Consider the following 18,177-nt stretch of genomic DNA (forward strand, 5'->3'; position numbering starts at 1 on the left):
GATGGATCAACTTGAAAGAATACAGTTGAAAAAAATCAAGCAAATGACCTGGGATCAGGTATACTCGCCTCATCAAAGAACCCAAAAGCGAGGTCTCAACTGGGGAGCCGATTGAAGGCCAGCTCGCAGTCGGGTAAAACCATAGCTTCCAATCGAACATCAAAGAAATTTCGTGCGAGGGGTTGGTCAGAGATGGAAAATTCATGGTGTTCATTCATACATCCAGATCATGACAGTGCCTATAATGAAGGCGGTGGTGAAGACCTTTAGCTTCCCCAGTGCTTTCACGCGAGGACACCCTTGAAGGTGCACATTCGGCAAAATGACGGATTGGGCTTTCAAATTCGAGAGCCGCTGAGTCCTCGAGAGAGACGGTTATGGGCCTAAAAAAATCCAATCAGGTGACGGTTTTTCTTAACTCGAGTGAGGCTCATCCAATTAAAATGGCTTAATCGTGACGGGCGGAAGGACATTATCGCCGTCAAATTCTGCGCCTTGTTAGCGCGAATTGAATTGCATGAATATTGCTGGAGGGAGGACTAGCAACGGTGCCAGTCCAATTGAAATGGTTTACGGAGCCTTTTGCATGTCGATTATTGGATTTTTTGTGTGACAAAGTGTAACGGTAACTGGAACCAAGGAGACAAGGTGAAGAATTAATACTGGTAGCGGCCCCGACAAGGCGTAGTGCCTATCAAGTTTCGCAGAAGAAACTAAAGGAATCAAGGCCTTCACGGTATAACTGCAATATCGTTTCAGAGACTGGGAAATGCTGGGCCGTCTTACCTGTCAGGAAAGACAGTGTTGGCAGAATCTCAGAAACCAAGCCACAGCTACTTATCTCCTCACATTAAAGCGAGCACGGTATCCAGGCTGGTATCCGTCCCCCCGCATGACTGCGGGGACTACGATGGCCAAATACGCTTTTCTTTGCGCGAAGTATCTTGCGAGTTAATTAAATAGCTTTCTCCGCCGTAATGCTATTCTAAGGTGGGCGCATGGTGTTACGTATTGTTCTATGCTGGAAAGGCCCAGGAATCCTTACCTGGGCCTCTCCATAAACTCCCAGACCCGTCCATCTTATTGTTTACACGTTCACTGACCGCACCCTAACGCGAAAGAGATAGTGGTGAAGACCTTTAGCTTCCTAGCGCTTACGTTGAGAAGCCGTTCTTGAATGTAGGACTTTTCTTACGAACAGAGGATTGACACTGCGCATTTAATTGCACTAGATTCAGCCACCCTGATTTTGTTGGCTCCTCTCAATATTGCGGCCAATGGGAAGATTGGTTGGAAGGTGTCTTTTTTTCGGGCCCCATAATGGGAGCAAATCGGTGTCGTCTTGGAAGTATTTTCTTTTTTCAGCTACGATGATTCCGGTTTTGAAGTTGGTTTTGAAGCCAGAGCTTCTCGTTAAATTCTAAGTCTTGCAGATTATTTGTATCAACAGACTCATCCAAGCGTGATATCCACCCTTTCCTATGGTGACCTTTCCCAGTGGCTTTCAAAGAGCCTTTGTTTTCAAGTCTTCCTGGGTGGTGACCTCCAGAAGAGATAAGTCTTAAGGGTTGGTGGTTCAATCGACCGAGGAAGTTGAGGCAAGGCTTGTGATATCAACTGAGCTCAAGCGACTTTACTGGCCAAGTCGTGGCCTCACGGGTGGAGTCTCTCCCAGAGATATTATTCTACAAGCTTTAGTTGGAACGCAGTTTCATCCCTACAATTCAACAGCCGGTGGGCCAAAAATCCTAAAAGATTCTCAACGAGAGGCTGTTCGAGTCATAGAGTCTTTTCGCAACCGTGGTCGTGATAGAATATTGCTGGTAGCCCCTCCCGGGTTTGGCAAGACCGAGGTTGCAGTTGAATTTTTATAAGGCTAGATCTGCTTCTGGTCTTCGCCTTATTGCAGACCGAGTACTTAATCTAAGAGATTTTTCAAAGAGTCTGAATCTCAGGGTATTCCACATAGTCTGTGGTCAGCAAGTTCGCAAGAGCGTCCTAATTTAAGAGCGGCTGCGATCGAACGCAGGGGTCAGCTGAAAAATATGTCGTCACAACGACGGCCACCCTTAGAAATCAATTTAAAAGTTTGAAAGAGAAAGAAAGAGATGAACTCGCGAGCGTCTTAAAATTGATGGTCTATGATGAAAGCCAACATTTGGGAGCTCCTCTCATGCGTGAGTTTTGGAAGACGTGAGTGCCAGGGATATTTATTCTGGGTTTATTCTGGGTCTTACGGCAACACCTGTCCATCGAGATGTCTCTCTTCAGGAGATGTTCTACAATCAGAGCTTTTGGGTTCATCTTGATAGCGCTGAAAGGTGATGAATCAGACTGAATTTTTCGAAAGAAATGTCAGTGATGTGGTTGAGCAGCTTTATCAAACTTTTTCAAAGGAGAACTGACTCCATTTGATCAATTATTTTTCTCTCAAAAGAGATCTTTGAAATTGAGGATCTCTTCGTTCAAGGTCTGGACAGTCTTGATGTACCAGGCGGCCGCTACGTGATAAATCCAAAATACTACGAATATATTGCTCGCTTTTTTAAAGAGTTTGATTCAAGAGAAGAATAAGGTACTGATTGTTGCAAACTCAATTGAAGAGGCTGAGTCTTTGAGCAGGAGTTTTCAAAAATGTATTTACAGATTTTTTCGTCGAGTTTATCCACTCAAAACAAGAGGTTGATAGAAATATAGAGATTTTAGAAAAGTTTAAAACCCCAAAGGGAATCATTCTGTCAGTTCGTATGCTTGATGAGGGGGTTAATCTATCAGATCTTGATCTATTGGTCGATCTTAACTCCACGGCCAGTGTCACTCAGTTTTTGCAAAGACTTGGTCGTCTTCTCCGACTTAAGGAAGGAAAGTCTTGGGTAGATGCTGTAAGCCTTGTTGAAATAAATGAAGACACAGCAGGGAGTTGCTGAGCATCTTGAGTGAGCTAAAAAAACATAACTCAACCCAGATCAAATGGTCAAAAGCCATTGAAGAGGCAGTATCCATCAGTCTCGGCAGTAGGCATAGACCAACATATTTTCGCACAGGACTCGTGGAATAAGCTTGAATCAAGTATTCAACAGTTTTGGCAACGAAGGCAGTCCACGTGGCGGCCTTTTGAAGAGGCAAGAGAATGGGCGAGAAATAGCGGGATTAAATCCAGTCCTGAGTGGAAGAAGGCCTCAAAAGGGGCGTTTGCCTGTGGATATTCCGGGTGCTCCACATACTGTATATAAAGGAAAATTCAAAGGTTGGGGCGACTGGCTTGGGACAGGTAGGATTTCTAAACTTGGGACTGATTGGAGATCCTTTGAAGAAGCGAGAGAATGGGCGAGAAGTAGCGGGGATTAAATCCAGTCGTCAGTGGAGGGAGGCCACTAAAGAAGTGCGTTTACCTGATGATATTCCAAGCTATCCCGATGTTGTGTATAAGGAAAATTCAAAGGTTGGGGCGACTGGCTTGGGACAGGTAGGATATCTAAACTTGGGACTGATTGGAGATCCTTTGAAGAAGCGAGAGAATGGGCGAGAAGTAGCGGAATTAAATCCAGTACTGAGTGGATAAAGGCTTCAATAGAGGGCGTCTCCTGAAGATATTCCAAGTAATCCCAATGTTGTGTATAAAGGTAAATTTCAAGGTATGGGCGACTGGCTTGGGACTGAATGGCGATCCTTTGAAGAGGCGAGGGAATGGGCGAGAAGTAGCGGGATTAAATCCGGTCCTGAGTGGATAAAGGCTTCAATAGAGGGGCGTCTCCTGAAGATATTCCGGGTACTCCAAGTACCGTATATAAAGGAAAATTCAAAGGTTGGGGCGACTGGCTTGGGACTGAATGGCGATCTTTTGAAGAAGCGAGAGAGTGGGCGAGAAGTAGCGGGATTAAATCCGGTCCTGAGTGGAATAAGGCCTCTAAAGAGGGGCGTCTCCCTGAAGATATTCCAAGTAATCCCAATGTTGTGTATAAAGGTAGATTTCAAGGTATGGGCGACTGGCTTGGGACTGAATGGCGATCTTTTGAAAAAGCGAGAGAATGGGCGAGAAGTAGCGGGATTAAGTCCAGTTCTGAGTGGAAGAAGGCCTCAACAGAGGGGCGTTTGCCTGTGGATATTCCGGGCAATCCCTATGCTGTGTATAAAGGCAAATTTCAGGGTATTGGCGACTGGCTTGGTAGAGAGATCAAGTGACACAGAACTTGAGAAGGTCCTTTTTTACTAGGTTCAGACGGATGCCTTTAGCCAGAAGCTCCAGCACGTCACAATCATCCAGATAGATTATTGGAGTTTTCTTACGTCGATGGCAGAAATAATGCTTGACGTTATTTAGCTCAACGAGTCATATGGCGGAAATCTACTCGATACCAGCCGAAGGAGGCGAAAATGAGAGTATCTAAAACTGCCATGATTCTTCTCGCCGCTTTTCCGTTCATTGGTATCTCAGGCTTAGCTGGCGAACACATTCCCATCATCAGCATTACTCCATCACCTTCACAAATTCAATTGGGTGAGAAGATTAACACTGAAGTTTCTATTGAGAATTCGGATGAGATCTTCGGGGACAATAATGGTTACGCCATTAAGGTTGAGGGGCCTTCGGCTCGCAAAGCCTATGACATGTTGAAGAATGTCGCCGCTAAGAAGTGGTATGCGACCGTTGATGTAAAAACGGGAAAAGATGTTGTTTGTGTTCATGGGGTGCAGAAGTATGGGTTTCGAAAAACGAAAGAAAGAGATACTTATACATGTTGGTTTAAATTTGAAACTGAAGTGGGTTCAGTTGAGTCATCAGAATAATTAAAAATACGAAAGTAAAGTATAGATGAGCGCGTCCAATCGGCCTTCCTTAATTTTTTAACCGAGAGGTGAAGTGGTGGATAGCAAATTGATTTTGTGTATAGGCTTAGCTTTTGGGTCTGCAGCTGGAGCAGTGGAGTTGAAAACACTGAATGTCGGAGACCGTGGAATATTAACGGGTCCAATTGAGGAAGCAAAAATTACCTGTATAGATAAGCAAACACGTGAAGTAAATGAATTTTCAGCCACTCTCGCTCCCTTGAATTCGTTTGGTCTTGAAGTAATAGGTGTGGATGACCTGACCGTAGTTGCTGTATACTGGCCCAGAGGCAATTTGAGCGAAATATTTGCCAAATACAAAGTCACATTTAAAAGTGAAGGACTTGACATAGGGATGGGTGCCCTTTGTGCTATCAATGTTTCTAAACCGGAATTTGGATTTAGAATAAATAAAGACTCTTCCAAATGAAGTAGGGTGAGGGCAAACAGCGGTCCTCTAAATGCTTTTCCATATTTCCGCAGATAATGTGACAATTGAGGGTAAAAATTTTTTATAAATTTTACTTTGTGACTACCTGAAGAACTGATGCACTAAGTTGTGAATCGTCTCGACCGAGAGAGTCATGTCCACGCAACTAAAAACTTCCGCAATTGAAGAACCGAAACACATAACGATCAAGAATTCATTCTTCCGCCTCAGCTTCCTTAACCGATTTCAGTGGCAAACAACCGATTCCGTTTTACCCCAATATTTCCATTCAAGAATAAATTGCAAATTCTGATCATCCTCTTCATCTTCAGGTCCCTTAACTTCTAAGGAAGAATAACTCGTATTGAGTGCTACTAAGTCTTTAATCTTTCTAAGGCACTCTTCTGCGTTCTCTATCTGATAGGTGCTTCCTAAAATGGAGTCCGTTCTCGTTCGATAAGGAATTGTAATCTTATCGTTATCTATCACCTTAAGACGACTTAATAGATTCACAATATTCTCTGTTCCATCTATTATTGTGAGGGTCCCTTTCGGGAAGTCTGATCCGCCACCCATTACAACCCATCTTCCATAGCCATTCTCAGCGTAAAAAGAAAAAATAGAGAGGAAAATCACGATCGGGATTAATGGCACTTTCATCGTTCTCATTTGGAGAGCTCCTCATGTTACAAGTTAAATAGGCAAGGCCCTAGCTTTGTGACATTATGCATTAATTGACGTCAAGGATTATTCTTTCTGTCATGTAAGAAAATTCCTATAACCTTACAGTTTTAGGGGCCAACCACCCACCAGGTAAATCTATTTGGGCAGCCTCGGAACAAGTGCCGCTTTGACGGCACTCGTTTGAATCCCGGGTGTACAGAACACTATTTCTTTCTTGGCATGACCTGGGTTCTTTCTTGCTGATCATTTCCAAAGATTCTGGACCGGCTTTGCTCGGTTTTGTTTACCGATACACAAAAATCGCGCAATAAAATATCAGAGATCCAATCAGCTACTACTGCATATAGCGCCTTATAACTTTCGCTGGGATCTTATGGTTGTGTGCTCATCTCACAATTTGTGGCGTTCAGCTCGAGATTTCTGGTCTTCATGTTTAAACTCAAGTATCCGTAGCAATTCTCATGCGGTGCTCTTCGTCCTTGAGAGCCTTGACCCCGGATCCCATCCACTCTCTTTTGCCTGAGTGAGCATTGGTATATTTCACTGTCCACTCTTTGATTTATGGCAAAATCGGGGGGAAATTGTTAGTAAATTATCGAGCGCGAATAAAATATCCATGTCCATTTGATCCATCCAAGATTATCTTGAGATGTTTTGGAGTTCTTTGCCTAAACGCATGGGTAAATCATTACTTCAACTATTCCTGGGGCTAGCTCATAGCCGAGCTCGTTCTAACTAGGCAATTAACCAATAATGACTCCAGCCGGCTTACAAGCTTCTTTAGCTTTATTCTCCAGCTCTTCAATTCCATCTTGCTCAAAAATGTTAAAGTAATTAAATTTAAAGAACTCATCATGTGCATCTGTCGGGGTGTTATACATTTTTGGGCCTCTGCATACACAGCCAGCTACCATTTCATCAGTTGCTTCAAAGCAAGTGTAAAACAATCTATCAGCACCACTAATTGATTTCCAAAATATATAGCGCTTTACAGGATTTTCCCAAGAATCAATTCCTTTTTCTACCACCATTGGCCCTGGTCAGCTGCCATAGCGTGCAGTAAGGGCACACAAAAACCACCAAAATCAGTACGATCAATTTTTTCATAAAACCTCCATCCAAAACTCGATCAAATATATTTAAAAAACACCTTTAACGTACTCTTCCATCTACAAATAAAAATCTATTCTTTCGAAACCACGATAGTCTGGATCAATTCCTCAGGTCTTCCAAAACTAAAACAATGGGTTGTGCTGTCCACATCCCTCAATGCCGATCCCGAAAAAGAACAAACTACTATTCACTGGTCCTGACAATTCCTGAACCTAACAACCCGCTGCCTACAATGCCGCGAACAGGGAGAAAACAATTCACAACGAACCATACGGGTTCCTGACACATAATTCTCTTGGCGGTTAATTACTCAATGCATTTATATAATGTCAAGCGTCAAGTCTGTGTCGACGTAAAGAAAACTGCAATAATCATACATGACAGAACGCAGAATCCAGGGTCCAAAAAGGAAGTCACCTACTTGCGCAAGCAACTAGAAGGCAAAAATATAGCCAAAGCAAAAAAAGGAGGCCTGAACCAAGAAAACTTCTGCGCGTCTTTTTACCTTCAATGAAGGCTGCGCGACTTATTACTTTCTTCCTCGCTCTATAGTTATTGGCTCTCAAACTTCCAACACAAAGGTGCGTTCCGCTCCAGACTTCTGGGATTCGTGTTTAAACTGGAGTGCTCGTTGTTATACGTCTCGTATCCTTGAACTTAATCGATTCCCCCGAACCTTGCCGACTCTCGCGCCTGAGATAAAGACCCCCTCTTTAGAGCCTCCTTTGGAATCGAAGAACGGTCCTTGCGTTGCTATTTTTCACGGTCACCTTTGCTCGGAATGGGATATCAAAATAGTGGACATTTTGCCATAACAGGGCTACCAAAGACTAGAAAAACAGAGTTTATTGAAGTCTATATGGGCTCGCGGTGTTTTATTGGCTTCGGGCAAGTATACGTGCCGCTTTGACGGCACTCCTTGCTGCCGAGGAGAAAAAATGACTACCTATTGCTACCTGTTGCAAAAAAATGAATATCAAACGGGAAGGCTTGTTTGAGCTGCTCGCATTTTGTTTACCCATACACAAAAAAGCCAGATGACCAGGAGGGCAGTCGCCAAAATAATAGTCCAACCCATATTCATGGCCCTAATTATGCACTATGGTATCCAATATGAACAGACTGCGAATGACGCGCATATTGATGCTATTTGTAGTGACATTTATTGGCCTGCCTGTACTGGCTCAAGACAGTGTAACCAAAATTATATTGCCAATCTCTCGCGTAAAAATGCAGGGCCATACTACTCTTTGCTGGGTTTATTCGACCCTAGGAACCATTGAAACGAACTATCTCCTTGGTCATCCTGGACAATCCATCGATCTTTCCCCTTCCGCCCTTCAATTACAAACTTGGAAGGACCGCTATCTGCGTCGCCTTGATGGAACCGAAGAGCGCTTGATTGAATCTGGAGCGGCAATCGACGCGATTTCATTAATTCGAACTTATGGGCTCTTTCCCGAGGAGAGCTTCGCACGTCCAGTCAAACAATGGGATCGCGAGCCATTAGACCCATTCGGATACAATAACAATCCTTTTACCTTTCAGTCATTGAACGCTTTATTGAGCCAGATGTTCGGATCTCTGCCTCAAATCATAGAGTGGCAATCATTTTCGTGTTCACCTCGAGATTTTGCTTCCCTTATTTTGGGCGAAAGCACCTGGAAAGCGTATGGCGTTTCAAGAAATGGAAAATCCGGCGAGGGTGCTCACTGGGACATCGATGCTCGCAAAGGAGCCCTTGCCATTTATCTGCCCTTAAATGAAATTTTAAAACTTATAAGAAAATCTCTGGAACACGGACATGCGATGGTCGTTTCTTTTGGCCCTACTGATTTGAATGAGGGAGGCCACGCCGTGCAGGTTTACGGTGCAGAATATGATAGCCAGGGTAATCCTGTCCTTTACCACATCAAAGATTCTAACCAACGTGATGATCCGCGACAGAACATCTGGTCCATGGACGCGGAAGGCTTCAATTCGATACTGCGCGGAATAACAACTATATCTCTCGATTAAACGAACGTAACTGCTCCCTTGGTTATGCGAAAAAACCACCAAGGCCCCTAGTGTCCTAAGACAAAAACGGGCCACCGGCTTCAAACCTCTGCGGAAGTATTCTTGGTTCAGGCCTCCTTTTTTTTGCTTTAGCTATATTTTTTCATTCTAGTTGTTCGCGCAAGTAGGTGACTTCATTTTATGGAGCAACAGGGATCAAATGAAATCTTGTCCAATCTTCAACCTTCATATTTGCTTTGATTGGCACCTGTATTTTATCTCCTTCTCCTGTGGCATAAGAGTCTAATTGAAGCAAAAGCTGATTTACATTAGTTGTTAAAAGCTCGAATTCAAAAACTTTTTCGTAACCAGTATTTTCTATCTTAACTGGGGTATACTCCTTACCGTCAAAAACAATTTTCAGCTTGTGGCAAATACCCGGCTTTTTAAAGTTGATAAAATTCTCTACCCTACAACCTATTTTAAAATTTCTAGATTCCAACTCAAACTGATTTTCACTTAAATAGAAAATTGGAAAAAAAGGAATAATTATCCCAAATGTATAGTTCCCAGTTGCCGAGTTAAGGATTTCCATTCTCACACGTCCGACATTCTTGCCATTCTTTTTTAGGAAGTCAGACCAGTAAACATTACCTGGGAAAATTGCAGATATTGATTTTTTACCATATTGAGATTCCATATCCTTAAAATAGATATCACGACGAACCGTGGTACAGCTGGAAACAAAAATTACAAAAAGAATAAGTGATAACCTACTAATCATCGAGTAGAATTACCTCACACCTTCATGAAGAGTGCAAGGTAAGACCCTCACAGATCCCGGCGTGCGAATTTCCCGCACCGGGCTCTTCAAAATTTGATTCAACAACATTTCAGTAAGCATTTTGTTTACCCATACACAAAAATCGCGCAATAAAATATCAGAGATCCAATCAGCTACTACTGCACACATAGCGCCTTATAACTTTCGCTGGGATTTTATGGTTGTGTGCTCATCTCACAATTTGTGGCGTTCAGCTCGAGATTTCTGGTCTTCATGTTTAAACTCAAGTATCCGTAGCAATTCTCATGCGATGCTCTTCGTCCTTGAGAGCCTTGACCCCGGATCCCATCCACTCTCTTTTGCCTGAGCGAGCATTGGTATATTTCACTGTCCGCTTTTTGATTTATGGCAAAATCGGGGAAAATTGTTAGTAAATTATCGAGCGCGAATAAAATATCCATGTCCATTTGATCCATCCAAGATTATCTTGAGATGTTTTGGAGTTTTTTTGCCTAAACGCATGGGTAAATCAGTATTTTGTATAATTCTAAAAGGTTTTTCTCAATATCATCAAAAAAAGATCAGAAAAGAGAGGACTATGACTGGATCGAGATGCTATGGAAGCTAAGTTTGAGAGCCTCGGAGGAGGACTTGAGAAACGCCGATAAGCCAAAAAAATCAAATAGTTGAATCTTCATCTTGATGCGGATATATAATCTTAACGGGCGGGGAGAGCCTTTTGGGCCTCGGATTCTGCACTTAAATATGTCTGATTATGTGGCTCGTCTCAAATTTGTTAGCAAGTCAGATATAACCGCTTCTGTGACTCATCAATGATCTTCCGATAACAATTGCATAAAATCCTAAATTAGGATATCATGATTCGAGCTAAGGAGTTCTGATGGGAGTTAAAAACGTCAAATTATTAAAAGTTCCTGCTAATGGCCAAATCAGTATTGGCAAGGCTTGGGCTGGCAGACAGATTTTGGTCGAGGAACTCGATGGCAACGAAATACGAATTTCATCGGGGACGTTTATTCCTGATTCGCAGAAGGTGTTTCATACCAAAGAGGCTAATGAATCTTTGAATGAATTTAATGAGTGGGAATCAAAAAGAAGGCCAAAGGCGACAGACACGAAGAAATTATTTGCTTCTCTAAGAAAGAAGAAGTGATCGTGTGAAGTCAAAGAAGACGGAAAAGAAGTCGACTCCTAAGAGTGTTTCGTCTGTATCTACGCAGCATGAACTGATTGAATGCGATTTGGAATTTCCACGGTTTATTGTGGAACTGTCTGAGCTTAATTCTCCAGAGCTCGATCTACTCGAGGCCACCCTTGAAAAAATCAAGCAAATGACCTGGGATCAGGTATATAAGACCTCATCGAGAACCCAAAAGCGAGGTCTTAACTGGGAGCCTATTGAGGGCCAGGTCACGCAGTCAGGTAAAACCATAGGCTCCATCCGAATATCAAAAAAGTTTCGTGCCCGGGTTTGCCGAGATGGAAAATTCATGGTTTTCATTTCCCTACATCCGGATCATGACAGTGCTTATGATGAAAGTGGTGGCGAGGACCTTTAGCTTCCACAGCGCCTTTATTGCGAGGGTCCGTACCCTGAATGTGGCACATCCCGCAGTACGACTGAATGGGTTTTAAAATTCGAGTGCCGATGAGGCCTCGAAAAATTTCAATAAGACTTAAAAAATAGAATAGTTAAATCACTCTCTTAACCCGAGAGCGAGAGAGTCATGTCCACGCAACTAAATACTTCCGCAGCACGTGAAGTATATAAAAAAACTCGGCGAACTTGTAGCCTCAGGAAAATTTAAGGATCAAACAAGCGCAATTGAAGCTGCGATCGAACGACTCTAAGGTTCCGCTCAAGGTAGGGCATTGAATAAAGCTCTACCTGTGCAAAATTTCATCTGAAGAACTGGAGCTTGAGGTTCGAGAACTCAGAAAAGAAAATGAGTATCTGAACAAAGTCAGCGATGTTCTAAAAAAAAGCCTAGGGATTATATCAAAGGATCAAATGAGAAATTCCAAATGATTTTCGATCTTTCAAATGAAGTTCCTATCATCCGGCTATGCAGACATTTTGGAGTGAGCACCAGCGGGTATTACCAGTGGAAAAAAATGGCCAGTTGAAATCCATGGCGAGAAAAATGGAAATCTGCAAGAAAATTGAGGAGATTTTCAAGGCGAGTAAAAGTACTTATGGGTCACCTAGGATCTTTCATGAGCTGAGAAGCGAGGGGTTCTCTGTAAGTGAAAATACTGTCGCGAAGTATATGAGGGAGATGGGATTGGATGCTAGGTTAAAGAAGAAATATCGAGTGAGAACGACTAATTCGAACCACGAGGGTCCAATTGCTCCACGAGTTTTCAGGATCGAGGATGATCTGCCTAAAGAGTCTAATCAGGTCTTGGCCGGAGATATAACCTATCTAAGATTTGGATCTGGCTTTTTCTATCTGGCCATAGTTCTCGATGTTTGTACCCGAAAAGTTGTGGGTTGGTCGGTCACTGACAGTTTGGAAACCACCGGAGTCTTAAATGCTCTGCGGATGGCGTTGGCTAATTGCAGAAATAGGGCGAACATCGTCTTCCACTCGGACCGCGGAATTCAGTACGCGAGCAAATTATTTTTGGCTTTGCTGAACAAAAATAATGTGATTCCGAGCATGAGTCGCAAGGGAAACTGTTACGATAATTCGATTGTTGAGAGTTGGTTCAAGTCATTCAAGTCTGAGTGGCTTTACCGTCATGACTACAAAACAGAAGCGGAGTTGAGAACCTTGGTTTTTGAGTATATTGAAATCTGGTACAACAAAAAGAGATTGCATTCATCGCTTGGCTATCAGAGTCCTTTAGAGTATGAGTCAACACTAAACGTAAATGCCGCCTGAGAAACTATCCACTTTTTCTGGGGAATTCCAAGCCAGTTCCATTTATCGAGAAAGAAAAGGTGTGATATTTCTCATCGTTGATGGATCCCCTCTGATTGTCTCGATAAGGCTCATAGCCTATTGAAAGCAAAAAATGTTTGGAACTTCCAATTTCTAAACCGCGACTATTCCTGGGGTTAGCTCAATTGAGTATTCTTTGGGATTTATGTCAGGTAAATCATTTTTGAAAAAGGGTCCGGAGTATTTGAGAAATCTATCAAAACCACCCATCGCCTTTCCTACTGGCTAATAATTACAATCGCCACGTATGGTTTGCTCAAAAGTGGGTATCGTCAGAAAGTTGAAACAATAGATTTTAGATTTTAGATTTTAGATTTTATATTTTGATTTTATATTTTTGAAATATATCGGGCGGCGGGCTCGTCGCAAGGGGTGGGGAGCATGAACAGGGCGAATGTCATCTTGGCGTGGGTTTTATCCTGTCATGTTTTCATGCATCTATCTCTCGAGGCTTCAGCTGAACCTACTGAAACAGTGGATGTTGTGATTATAGGAGCTGGGGCTTCAGGTTTGACCGCAGCCAAAGAATTGAGCGACGAGAATATTCTCTACACTGTTTTGGAAGCCTCTTCTCGCGTTGGAGGAAGAATTAGAACTGACCCATTCCCGTTTGGTTTAAATATCATTTCCAATGCGGGCGCCGAGCTGATAGATAGCACTCATTGCGACGCTATTGGCCTCATAGAGGGACTGGGTTGTGAGCTTGTGGAACGGCCAAGAAAAGGCCTTGATATTTTTGAAATAAAGGGTCAGTTCTATAGTTGGGCAGATTTGACAGAAGAGATATTTGATACTGAATTGAATGCGCTCAGCAAGATTCAGCAAATAATCTCTGCTGCTCAGAGTAGCTTGCACGAGCACCGTGAGTTAGACGAGAAGAGCGCAGCCAGTGTTCTCCTTCTGATTGAGAATGCGCCGCTTTTGAAAGGACTCATCGAAACTTTACTGTTATCTGAATACGGTCTGCCGCTTTCTCAGCTTTCAGGTGCGATTCTTTCCGAGGTTATACACATAGATATAGAAGGCAAATGGATTGGACTCCTTCCCCAGAACGATGAAAGGTATATTGTAAAGGGCGGAACACAGATTTTTATTGATCGACTTTCAGATCGCTTGGGAAGGCAGATTCGGCTTAACCACCAGGTTACGGACATTATGGAAAACAGCGATGGGAGTTTTTTGGTTCGCTACAAGAATGGTGGAATAGTAAAAAATATCCAAACCAAAATCTTGGTATCGTCAGTCCCTTCATTTCAGTGGGTTAATATAAATCTACATGGTGATTCATTCAGTGGGATAAAGGCGGAAAAGGCCAGACAATTTGCTAGCAACGGCAAACTTATTCTGTATTTTTCAAAACGAATTTGGGAAGACTACAATATTTCTGGTAACGGAATGCTTGAAATGTTTTCTGCGTAAATGTGGGATAGTTCAGTTTTACAAGATACCTCATTTGGAAGTCTAACCCTTTATTTTTCAGACAAAATTCTCGAAACAAGTTCAGATGATGAAAGACTCTTATTATCAAAACGGATCCTCATTGAACTTGAGAGAATAATTCCGGGAATAACTCAGTATTTTATTCACGCGCGCTACTACTCTTGGCCCTCATCCTATTCGGATGCTCCTCGACCAGGAGAGAAAATGCTCCAGAAAAATATCGTCTCTCGGACTGGTCGATTTTTTAGAATCGGAGAAGAGCATGACGATCTATCGCAGGGGTATGTTAATGGCGCTGTTCGCTCAGCTAAGACAGTAGTGAAAGATGTCCTTTATTCTCTAGGTTTGCACAAGAGTTCTTCATGTCGATCGGCGATTGGTGCTGAAATCCGCTGAACATAGGTTTTGTTTTCCATTTAAGATCTCTTTTTTACGGACAATTTAATATATCCGTTCGCTGGCTCCTTAAAAGTACCCATAATTATTTGAGAGATCTTGTGATCGCCGATTGAATTGTTGCCTTTGAATAAAAAGAGCGAAAGGAAATGATTCAGAACTATTGGATTTGTGAGAAAATTGAGTGGATCAATGAACCGATACATTTCTTGGCTCTTGGTATTCTGTTGCCTTTGCATAGATAAATATGCCACATCAATGGAACGACTTTACATTTTTTCATGAAGGAGATTTTGCAGTGAGTGAGTTAAACGAAGCAATTTCTGAATCACTGGAACACGCCGCTGAAAGTCGTTTGAATGCCTATATCGCTATTTGCGTCGCAGTTACAGCGACCTTCATGGCACTTTGTAATATAAAGGGTGGAAACATTGTTCAAAATATGTCAAAAGAACAGTCAAAAGCTGTCAACGATTGGGCCTATTTTCAGTCCAAAAGTACCAAGCAAAATGTTGTTGAAAATACGATTGATCTTTTAACTTCGCAAAAGAAGCCAGCGAATCAGAGCTCGTTCGTACCGAGATACAAAAGAAAATTGATAAACTCAAAGAGAAATTTGATCGCTATGAAAAAGAAAAAACTGAAATCAAACTCTCGGCAGAATCTCACGAAAAATTCTATGATGACATGAATATCTTCGACGATCAATTTGATATGACCGAAGCAACGCTGTCGATTGCAATTGCGCTTTTTGGTGTCACGGCGTTGACGCAGAAAAGACCTCTGTTTTTCTTTGCTTTAATTCTTAGCTTGATGGGTTCCATTTTGGGATTGATCGGCTTTATGGGAATTTCCATTCATTTTAATATTATCTCAAATATATTGGGCTGATGAGATGTCACATTCCGCAGATTCCTTTTAGGAAAAGGCATTGTGCCTTACAGGATCGTCCCATAAGTTGGGATTTAGTTTCCTAAATCTCGCTCTAGCGTTTGACGCGGATTCACGAAATGCCTATTATGAGCGCGAAGGACACAGATGCAACGGGGGAATTGAAGATGGACAGTACCTCTTTTCCAAAATAGTTGTTTGTATAAAGTTTGTATAAAATTTACCCGAGCGCTGATATTGTAATGATTTGTATTCTTGCTGAGAGTGGCCTGGTTTTTGAATAGCCTTGAATATGCAGATTCAGAAGATTTCTTTAAAGGATTTTGGCGTCTCCCTTCAACAATCCATCAGTGTCGGTAAATCCCAATATTTTGTTCTTTTTACTGGGGCCCTGATTGCCTTGTCCATTGAAAGCGTTTTGAGTTTAACTAGTTTTGGGGGCCATTTCTTCAGTTATAGGTATGCTTTGGATTGTGGGTCATTCACTTGTCTCGCAGACGCTTATTGAGGAGAAGGGCATCCCTAAGGTGTCACAATTTTTTGCCGCATTTCATAAGACTTCACTTTTAAAAAAGCTTGTTCCAGCTTTCGTCGCTACGGGGGTCGTTACCCTGATTTTCTTTGTGATTTATAGTGTCGTTTTTGGAGGTCTCGCGATGAATCTTTATAAAGATGGAAGAATGGCAGATCCTTCGGAAATGGCGAGTTTTTTTGCGATCATAACTATGGGACTCACCGTAATTTCATTGATTTGTTCGTCCCCTATCTTGTTTTTTTCTCAAATTCTGATCTTTCAGAATTTGGGGTGGAACGATTCATTGAGGTTGAGCATCAAAGCGACTTTGAAGAATTTTTGGATCATGATGGTCGTGTTTCAAATTCCAGCGATTTTGGTTCTATGTGCTGCTTCATTTGGCCTAGTACTGCGAGCTGATCCTTCGGCTGAGGGTCTCTTCGCAGCGACCTCATTTTTAAAATTGGCAGCCGATGGGTTAAAGATCATTCTGCTATTCTTAACACCATTGGTGATGACACTTTCATACCTCATCTACAAACGAACTTTTATATTTGATCAACCTGACAATAACCTTGAGTTGGCGAAATAGCTCTGAAGGGTCCATGAGTGCCAGCTTCAAACGATATTGGGAAGAGTTATAAAGTTATATTGATCTGCATATTGGAATCGTTTGAAGCAAAATAGAACTGGGTCAATGAATGGTACCGACGGATCTTTCTGTGATAGGTGGCTGAAATGAGCGCGATTTTTGAACTTCCGTCAATGGTACCTCTCTTAAGGTGACCAGTGATTCTACCTTGGAACTTTATGATTTTTTCAGGTTGAGAAAAGGGTGGATCTGGAGATGTGACCGAGCCCATTTTTCATGATCGAAACATAAGGCTTGACTGTAAATAACTTTGCGTGTCAAAGAGTGGCCTGCCCGGTTTAACCTGTAAGCTGAGGAGCTCTAAATATGAAAGCGATAAAGACTTCGTTACTCCCGATCTTGTTTTTAGCTTCTATTTTTTCGATCTATGCTGAAAGTAGCTATGGAAGAATGTGCTGCAACGACGAACAATATGGCCCGAACGATGCCATCAGGACCTTTGCATCCCCCGGTGCATGTTCCCGGGCTGGCGAAACGATCTCCATCATCAACTTTTCGCCGTCATCTTCACAAATTCAATTTGACCAGAATGTGAAAACTGAAGTCAGTATTAAACAAAGAAATGAGAAGTCCGTCGAGAATCAAGGAGATTATTCCTTGGTAGTAGAAGGTAGTAAAAGGTCCCGTGCAGAGGAGGTATACGGTTTGTTAAGGAAATTTGACGGCCCCACGGAGAGGTATGGAGCGACTGATGTCGATACCAAAATTGGAGAAAATGTTGTTTGTATTCATTCCTTCCAAAGGTATGGGGTCAAAAGTGAGGAAGAAAGAGACTATTACCGCTGCTCGTTTAAGTTTGGAACTGCGGACAATCAAGGTGGTCATTAGAATGATTAAATGTGGAAATAGCGATAGTCCATTCTATCGAATTCGATAATGGTAATATTTTAACGGAGAAGTGAAGCGATGGTTAGCAAATTAATTTTATTTTTGAGTTTGATCCTAGTTTTCGGTGCAGCAGCTGGAGCAGTGGAGTTGAAGGAACTGAATGTCGGGGATCGGGGAACATTAACGGGTTCAATAGAGAATGCGGAGGTTACCTGTATCGATAACCAAACGCGTGACTTGTCCAGCGTTTCAGCCACTCTCGCCCCCATGAATTCGGTAGGACTAGACGTAATAGGTGTGGATGAACTGACTGTCGCCTCCGTATACTGGCCTAGAGGCAATTTGAGCGATATTTTTGCCAAATACACAGTCACGTTTAAAAGCGATGGACTCGACTTGGGAATGGGTGCGATTTGTGCAATAAAAGTTACTAAACCGGAAATTGGATTTAGAATAAGAGTTCGTTCTTCCAAATGAGTTGGGACAGGGGAAATTAACTGATTGTTTTGTGACAAAAGGCAAACCAAGCAAAAAAATTGACCTTCGGTCGCGGGTTCAAATTGTTGATTCTCCTGAGCGCTAGTCTCACAAGGTCGACAATTAAAATCTTCCTGTTGCTTTATCAATTGAAATTGACCCACCGGCCGAGAT

At 42.4% G+C, this 18,177-nt stretch carries 19 protein-coding genes and 1 pseudogene; 17 read left to right on the top strand and 3 right to left on the bottom strand.

The features are described 5' to 3' along the window. The first annotated feature begins 1,571 nt into the window (after positions 1-1,571). From IPJ71_18085 to IPJ71_18110, 6 genes and pseudogenes are all read left to right on the top strand, one after another. Positions 1,572-1,874: a hypothetical protein gene (locus tag IPJ71_18085; GenBank protein MBK7845558.1), complete on the top strand. Its 303-nt coding sequence runs from the start codon at positions 1,572-1,574 to the stop codon at positions 1,872-1,874. A 771-nt stretch (positions 1,875-2,645) separates the two neighbouring features. Continuing rightward, positions 2,646-2,927 (top strand): annotated as a pseudogene (locus IPJ71_18090) (hypothetical protein). Between the two features lie 284 nt (positions 2,928-3,211). Next, positions 3,212-3,562, top strand: coding sequence for a hypothetical protein (locus IPJ71_18095; GenBank protein ID MBK7845559.1), 351 nt, complete (start codon positions 3,212-3,214; stop codon positions 3,560-3,562). Positions 3,563-3,723: 161 nt separating this feature from the next. Continuing rightward, complete coding sequence (locus tag IPJ71_18100; protein ID MBK7845560.1) at positions 3,724-4,182, top strand: hypothetical protein; 459 nt, start codon at positions 3,724-3,726, stop codon at positions 4,180-4,182. Between the two features lie 192 nt (positions 4,183-4,374). After that, the gene (locus tag IPJ71_18105; GenBank protein MBK7845561.1) at positions 4,375-4,788 is read left to right on the top strand and encodes a hypothetical protein; all 414 of its coding nucleotides are present in this window, start codon (positions 4,375-4,377) and stop codon (positions 4,786-4,788) included. 76 nt (positions 4,789-4,864) lie between these two features. After that, positions 4,865-5,257 carry a hypothetical protein gene (locus IPJ71_18110; GenBank protein MBK7845562.1) on the top strand — a complete coding sequence of 131 codons (393 nt, stop codon included), beginning with the start codon at positions 4,865-4,867 and terminating at the stop codon, positions 5,255-5,257. A 246-nt stretch (positions 5,258-5,503) separates the two neighbouring features. On the opposite strand, the gene IPJ71_18115 is transcribed toward IPJ71_18110, so the two are convergent. Then, the gene (locus IPJ71_18115) at positions 5,504-5,926 is read right to left on the bottom strand and encodes a hypothetical protein (protein ID MBK7845563.1); all 423 of its coding nucleotides are present in this window, start codon (positions 5,924-5,926) and stop codon (positions 5,504-5,506) included. Positions 5,927-6,684: 758 nt separating this feature from the next. Next, positions 6,685-6,972, bottom strand: a complete 288-nt coding sequence (locus tag IPJ71_18120; GenBank protein ID MBK7845564.1) for a hypothetical protein — start codon at positions 6,970-6,972, stop codon at positions 6,685-6,687. 1,210 nt (positions 6,973-8,182) lie between these two features. On the opposite strand from IPJ71_18120, the gene IPJ71_18125 reads away from it, so the two are divergent. After that, entirely contained in the window at positions 8,183-9,073 is an 891-nt protein-coding gene (locus IPJ71_18125) for an IdeS/Mac family cysteine endopeptidase (protein ID MBK7845565.1), read from the top strand. Between the two features lie 178 nt (positions 9,074-9,251). On the opposite strand, the gene IPJ71_18130 is transcribed toward IPJ71_18125, so the two are convergent. Continuing rightward, entirely contained in the window at positions 9,252-9,836 is a 585-nt protein-coding gene (locus IPJ71_18130) for a hypothetical protein (GenBank protein ID MBK7845566.1), read from the bottom strand. A 901-nt stretch (positions 9,837-10,737) separates the two neighbouring features. Here IPJ71_18130 and IPJ71_18135 point away from each other — a divergent pair. The 10 genes from IPJ71_18135 (at position 10,738) to IPJ71_18180 (ending at position 18,003) form a co-directional block, all read left to right on the top strand. After that, the gene (locus tag IPJ71_18135; GenBank protein MBK7845567.1) at positions 10,738-11,010 is read left to right on the top strand and encodes a hypothetical protein; all 273 of its coding nucleotides are present in this window, start codon (positions 10,738-10,740) and stop codon (positions 11,008-11,010) included. A gap of 4 nt (positions 11,011-11,014) precedes the next feature. Further along, the gene (locus IPJ71_18140; GenBank protein ID MBK7845568.1) at positions 11,015-11,416 is read left to right on the top strand and encodes a hypothetical protein; all 402 of its coding nucleotides are present in this window, start codon (positions 11,015-11,017) and stop codon (positions 11,414-11,416) included. A gap of 507 nt (positions 11,417-11,923) precedes the next feature. Further along, complete coding sequence (locus IPJ71_18145) at positions 11,924-12,745, top strand: IS3 family transposase (protein ID MBK7845569.1); 822 nt, start codon at positions 11,924-11,926, stop codon at positions 12,743-12,745. A gap of 441 nt (positions 12,746-13,186) precedes the next feature. Beyond that, on the top strand, positions 13,187-14,224 hold the full coding sequence (locus tag IPJ71_18150; protein ID MBK7845570.1) for an FAD-dependent oxidoreductase: 1,038 nt from the start codon (positions 13,187-13,189) through the stop codon (positions 14,222-14,224). Next, on the top strand, positions 14,225-14,641 hold the full coding sequence (locus tag IPJ71_18155) for a hypothetical protein (protein MBK7845571.1): 417 nt from the start codon (positions 14,225-14,227) through the stop codon (positions 14,639-14,641). Positions 14,642-14,939: 298 nt separating this feature from the next. Continuing rightward, complete coding sequence (locus IPJ71_18160) at positions 14,940-15,332, top strand: DUF4337 family protein (GenBank protein MBK7845572.1); 393 nt, start codon at positions 14,940-14,942, stop codon at positions 15,330-15,332. Next, positions 15,224-15,532, top strand: a complete 309-nt coding sequence (locus IPJ71_18165; GenBank protein MBK7845573.1) for a DUF4337 family protein — start codon at positions 15,224-15,226, stop codon at positions 15,530-15,532. The genes IPJ71_18160 and IPJ71_18165 overlap by 109 nt, the downstream gene beginning before the upstream one ends. A 527-nt stretch (positions 15,533-16,059) precedes the next feature. Next, entirely contained in the window at positions 16,060-16,638 is a 579-nt protein-coding gene (locus IPJ71_18170; GenBank protein ID MBK7845574.1) for a hypothetical protein, read from the top strand. A 366-nt stretch (positions 16,639-17,004) separates the two neighbouring features. Further along, complete coding sequence (locus IPJ71_18175) at positions 17,005-17,526, top strand: hypothetical protein (GenBank protein MBK7845575.1); 522 nt, start codon at positions 17,005-17,007, stop codon at positions 17,524-17,526. 78 nt (positions 17,527-17,604) lie between these two features. Then, positions 17,605-18,003, top strand: coding sequence for a hypothetical protein (locus tag IPJ71_18180; GenBank protein MBK7845576.1), 399 nt, complete (start codon positions 17,605-17,607; stop codon positions 18,001-18,003). The last annotated feature ends 174 nt before the right edge of the window (positions 18,004-18,177 follow it).

This window comes from Bdellovibrionales bacterium (genome assembly GCA_016714165.1).
In the GTDB taxonomy this organism is placed as follows: Bacteria; Bdellovibrionota; Bdellovibrionia; order Bdellovibrionales; family UBA1609; genus JADJVA01.

Bases quoted from the DNA above. Each gene is read 5' to 3' on its own strand.
- IPJ71_18105 (MBK7845561.1), top strand. From the start codon at position 4,375: ATGAGAGTATCTAAAACTGCCATGATTCTTCTCGCCGCTTTTCCGTTC.
- IPJ71_18115 (MBK7845563.1), bottom strand. From the start codon at position 5,926: ATGAGAACGATGAAAGTGCCATTAATCCCGATCGTGATTTTCCTCTCT.
- IPJ71_18120 (MBK7845564.1), bottom strand. From the start codon at position 6,972: ATGGTGGTAGAAAAAGGAATTGATTCTTGGGAAAATCCTGTAAAGCGC.
- IPJ71_18125 (MBK7845565.1), top strand. From the start codon at position 8,183: ATGACGCGCATATTGATGCTATTTGTAGTGACATTTATTGGCCTGCCT.
- IPJ71_18130 (MBK7845566.1), bottom strand. From the start codon at position 9,836: ATGATTAGTAGGTTATCACTTATTCTTTTTGTAATTTTTGTTTCCAGC.
- IPJ71_18135 (MBK7845567.1), top strand. From the start codon at position 10,738: ATGGGAGTTAAAAACGTCAAATTATTAAAAGTTCCTGCTAATGGCCAA.
- IPJ71_18145 (MBK7845569.1), top strand. From the start codon at position 11,924: ATGCAGACATTTTGGAGTGAGCACCAGCGGGTATTACCAGTGGAAAAA.
- IPJ71_18150 (MBK7845570.1), top strand. From the start codon at position 13,187: ATGAACAGGGCGAATGTCATCTTGGCGTGGGTTTTATCCTGTCATGTT.
- IPJ71_18155 (MBK7845571.1), top strand. From the start codon at position 14,225: ATGTGGGATAGTTCAGTTTTACAAGATACCTCATTTGGAAGTCTAACC.
- IPJ71_18175 (MBK7845575.1), top strand. From the start codon at position 17,005: ATGAAAGCGATAAAGACTTCGTTACTCCCGATCTTGTTTTTAGCTTCT.
- IPJ71_18180 (MBK7845576.1), top strand. From the start codon at position 17,605: ATGGTTAGCAAATTAATTTTATTTTTGAGTTTGATCCTAGTTTTCGGT.